Here is a 3,895-nt window from a genome sequence, read left to right as displayed (position 1 = left end):
CCGGAACGGCGGCGTTGTCCCCGGCGGCCCAGGCGTCGCCGGTGCCGGCGATCCTCATGTCCGGTGTGCAGGCTACCCGGCCGCGCTCGTCGAGCGGCAGGTCGCCGTCCGCCAGCACGGGATTGGCCTTGACGCCCGCGGTCCAGATGACGGTGTCGGTATCGAACGGCTTGCCCTTGGACAGCACGACATGGCCGCCCTCGCACGAGTTGAGGAACGTCTTGAGCCGGATCTCGATGCCGCGTTTGCTCAGTTCCTCGACCGCGTACACTCCCATCTCGTCGCCTACTTCGGGCAAGATCCGCTCCGCGGCGTCGACCAGCACCCATCGCATGTCTCGACTGCTGACCTGCGGGTAGTAGCGGCTGGCGTACTGGGCCATGTTCTCCAACTCGCCCAATGCCTCCGCGCCCGCGAACCCGCCACCGACGACGACGAAGGTCAGCGCGCGCCGACGAACCTCCTCATCCGTGGTGGACGCCGCTACGTCGAACCGTTCGAGGACGTGGTTGCGCAGCGCGATGGCCTCCTCGACCTGCTTGAATCCGATACCGACGTCGGCCAGACCCGGAATGGGCAACGTCCGGGCGATGGAACCGAGCGCGACGACCAGGATGTCGTACGGGATGTCGTAAGGTGCCCCGCCCTCCGGATCAACGGTCGCCTTCTTGTCCTGATGCGTGATCGACGTGACGCGACCAGTGATGATGTTGCACTTGCGCAGCACGCGGCGGAGCGGAACGACGACGTGTCGCGGCTCAAGCGCACCGGCCGATGCCTCGGGGAGGAACGGCTGGTAGGTCATGTAGGACCGGGGATCGACGACGGTGATCTGCGCCTGCCCCTTGCGAAACTTCTTCTGCAAGCCGATCGCGGTGTACATGCCCACGTATCCGCCACCCAAGATGAGAATGTGCGGAACCTTCTCCTGCGTCTTCACGCCTTCACCTCACGTCTCGTAGTCATCAGGCTAGATTCGGCGCGCCGTTGCTGTCCGCTTGTTTTCGTTCCCGCTCAACCCTTTCTGTTCCCCGTCCTGCGGGCAGGCACTCTCCTTGCTGGCGCACCACCAGTATCGACGGGCGAGGCCGGGCGAGTCGCGGGACACCCACGCTCGGCTCTCATCGCTCATTCTAGCGAGCTTGTGAATACGTTCACAAGCTCGCTGACCTTCGTCGCCACCTAAGTGACGAACGCCTCTTACTACCCCTCCATGATCATCAACGGTCAGGCCGGCCATAGCACGGGCGACCGTTGATGATCATGGGGCATGGGTAGTGGGTCAGCGGTGCAGCGCTTTGCGGGCGAGCCAGTTGCCGAGCACCTGGGCAAGTTGGACGATGCCGATGATGACGATCACCGTCACGAACGTCACCTCCCAGTTGAACCGCTGGTATCCATAGACGATCGCGAAGTTGCCGAGGCCTCCACCACCGACATAACCGGCCAGCGCCGACATGTCGATGATGCCGATCAGCAGGAACGTGTATCCCAGGATCAGCGGTGCCAGCGCCTCCGGTATGAGCACAGTGACGATGATCCGCAGCCTGGACGCCCCCATGGCACGCGCGGCCTCAATGACCCCTGGGTCCGTAGCCACGAGGTTCTGCTCGACGATCCGTGCCGTCACGAACGCCGCCATGATCGACATCGCGAAGATCACCGCGTCGTTGCCGATCGTCGTCCCGATCGTCGCCAGCGTCAGCGGACCAACAGCCGTGATGAAGATGATGAACGGGATCGGCCGGACGATGTTGACCGCGACATTCAGGATCGCGAAGACGAACGCGTTCTCCAGCAGGTTGCCCTTGCGGGTCGCGTAGAGGAGGACACCGAAGACCAATCCGAGGAATCCGCCGACCCCGATCGTGATCGACACCATGTACAGCGTCTCGCGGATCGACTCCACCAGGATCGGAGTCAGCTCCGACCAATCGCGGTTCATCGCGCTCCCCCGAACGGTCGAGTCACCCCAGCGTCGCCGCCCGAGCTGACACCGCCCAGGCCGACGCCGCCCGAGCGCACGCCGTCTGGGCCAACGCCAGCGGGTGTCGTCTCGTCTTCCGGGGCCGGAGCCTCGGCCGCTGCGCTCCAGGGCACATCGCGAGGGTCGGCGGCAGTTCCGAGATCATGGACGTCCGTCGTCTGGCGCAGATCGGCGATCAGCGCTTCGATCGCCGCGTCGTCGCCACCGAGCTCGACGGTCAGGCTGCCGAAGGGACGCTCGTCGATCTCGGTGATGCCCCCGAACACGATCGCGCCGTCGACGCCGTGTGTGCGCAGCCCGGCGAACACATCGACACCGGTGCCGACGTCTTCCCGTACGCTCACCGTGATCATCCGGCCCGGATGCCGATGGCGCAGGCGTTCCAGCACCTCCGGGCTGGGCCGGTCCCGCAACGTCGTCGCGACGAACCGCTGAGTCGCCCGCTGGCGTGGCGACGCGAACACGTCGTACGCGGCACCGTGCTCGATCACCGCCCCCTGCTCCATCACAGCGACGCGGTGCGCGATCGAGCGCACCACGTCCATCTCGTGTGTGATGACGACGATGGTGATGCCCAGCTCCCGGTTGACCCGTTGCAGCAGAGTCAGGACGTCCTGCGTGGTGTCCGGGTCGAGCGCGCTCGTCGCCTCGTCGGCGAGCAGGATCGACGGCGAGGTGGCCAGCGCACGCGCGATACCCACCCGCTGCTTCTGCCCTCCGGACAGCTTGCCCGGGTAGGTGCGCGCCTTGTCCGCGATCCCGACGAAGTCGAGCAGCTCGGCGACCCGCCGCTTGCGGTCCTGCTTCGACCACCCGGCTACCTTGAGCGGATAGGCGACATTGCCGGCGACCGTCCGCGAGCTCATCAGGTTGAACTGCTGAAAGATCATCCCGATTCCCGCCCTGACCTTACGTAGCTCTGGCTCGCGGAGTTCGGTGATGTTCTGGCCGCCCACGATCACCTCACCCGACGTCACCGTCTCCAACGCGTTGACCAGCCTGACCAGGGTGCTCTTGCCTGCACCCGAGTAACCGATCACGCCGAAGATCTCACCGCGAGCGATGTCCAGCGTCACCGAGTCGACGGCGCGGACCGCGTCCCGGCCGGTGCCGAACACCTTCGTCGCCGCACGAAAGCTGATCGCGGCCGTCATCCCAGCGCTCCCGTTCTACCTGCGCTCATGAAGCTCCCGTCCGCGCCGGGCCCCACGATCATCAACGTCAGGCACATCATCGTGTGGCCAACGGTCGATGATCACGAGCCGGCCGCCAGATTGCCCTCGATCTCGTCGAGGATTTCCTGTAGCTCATCAGCAGGGTTGTCGGTGAAGACCGCGGTGCCACCGGAAGCCTCGCTGGAGGCGTCCTCGACCTCGGCGGTGTGGTAGAGCTCGATCAAGCGTTGGAAGGTCTCGTTGTCCCCTTCGCCTTCCCGGGCGACCCAGACGTTGATGTACGGGCGCGCGGCAGGACTGTCGGCTTGGTCCTGGTACAGCGCATCCTCCGGCTGCAGGCCGGCGTCGGCGACGAAGTCGTTGTTGATGATCGACGCATCGACGCTGTTCAGTGCGACGGCGGTCTGCTCAGCGGAGACCGGCGTCACGGTGACCTTCGACTCCTCCTCGATGACGTCAGACGGCAGCGATGTCGAGTCACCGCCGTCCTCGAGAGTGAGCAGTTCGGCGTCTTGGAGGACCAGCAGCGCCCGCGCCTGGTTGGTCTCGTCGTTCGGGATGGCGATCTCGGCCCCTTCGGGGATCTCCTCCAGCGACGTGTGCTCCTTCGAGTACAGGGCCAGCGGGTAGATCGCCGTGGCGCCGATCGGCGTCAGGTCGTCGTCGTTCGCGACGTTGTACGCGGCCAGGTACTGCAGGTGCTGGAACTGGTTGAGGTCCAGCTGGCCCTGCG

4 protein-coding genes are annotated in these 3,895 nt (G+C 65.5%); all 4 read right to left on the bottom strand.

What is annotated here, in order from left to right; genetic code table 11:
- Nucleotides 1–940: NAD(P)/FAD-dependent oxidoreductase (locus tag ELR45_RS19835; RefSeq protein ID WP_240759899.1), on the bottom strand; the 940-nt coding region annotated here is incomplete at its 3' end.
- Between the two features lie 342 nt (nt 941–1,282).
- Nucleotides 1,283–1,945, bottom strand: coding sequence for a methionine ABC transporter permease (locus tag ELR45_RS19830; protein WP_129667903.1), 663 nt, complete (start codon nt 1,943–1,945; stop codon nt 1,283–1,285).
- Nucleotides 1,942–3,141, bottom strand: a complete 1,200-nt coding sequence (locus tag ELR45_RS19825; protein WP_129667902.1) for a methionine ABC transporter ATP-binding protein — start codon at nt 3,139–3,141, stop codon at nt 1,942–1,944. Before ELR45_RS19825 ends, ELR45_RS19830 begins: the two co-directional genes overlap by 4 nt.
- Before the next feature lie 101 nt (nt 3,142–3,242).
- The coding region (locus tag ELR45_RS19820; RefSeq protein WP_205856910.1) for a MetQ/NlpA family ABC transporter substrate-binding protein at nt 3,243–3,895 on the bottom strand (653 nt) is incomplete at its 5' end.

This window comes from Phytoactinopolyspora endophytica (assembly GCF_004138495.1).
GTDB lineage: Bacteria > Actinomycetota > Actinomycetes > Jiangellales > Jiangellaceae > Phytoactinopolyspora > Phytoactinopolyspora endophytica.
The sequence above is the reverse complement of the archived record's forward strand: the minus strand, read 5'-3'. Positions and strand labels throughout refer to the sequence as shown.

Bases quoted from the DNA above. Each gene is read 5' to 3' on its own strand.
- ELR45_RS19830 (WP_129667903.1), bottom strand. From the start codon at position 1,945: ATGAACCGCGATTGGTCGGAGCTGACTCCGATCCTGGTGGAGTCGATC.
- ELR45_RS19825 (WP_129667902.1), bottom strand. From the start codon at position 3,141: ATGACGGCCGCGATCAGCTTTCGTGCGGCGACGAAGGTGTTCGGCACC.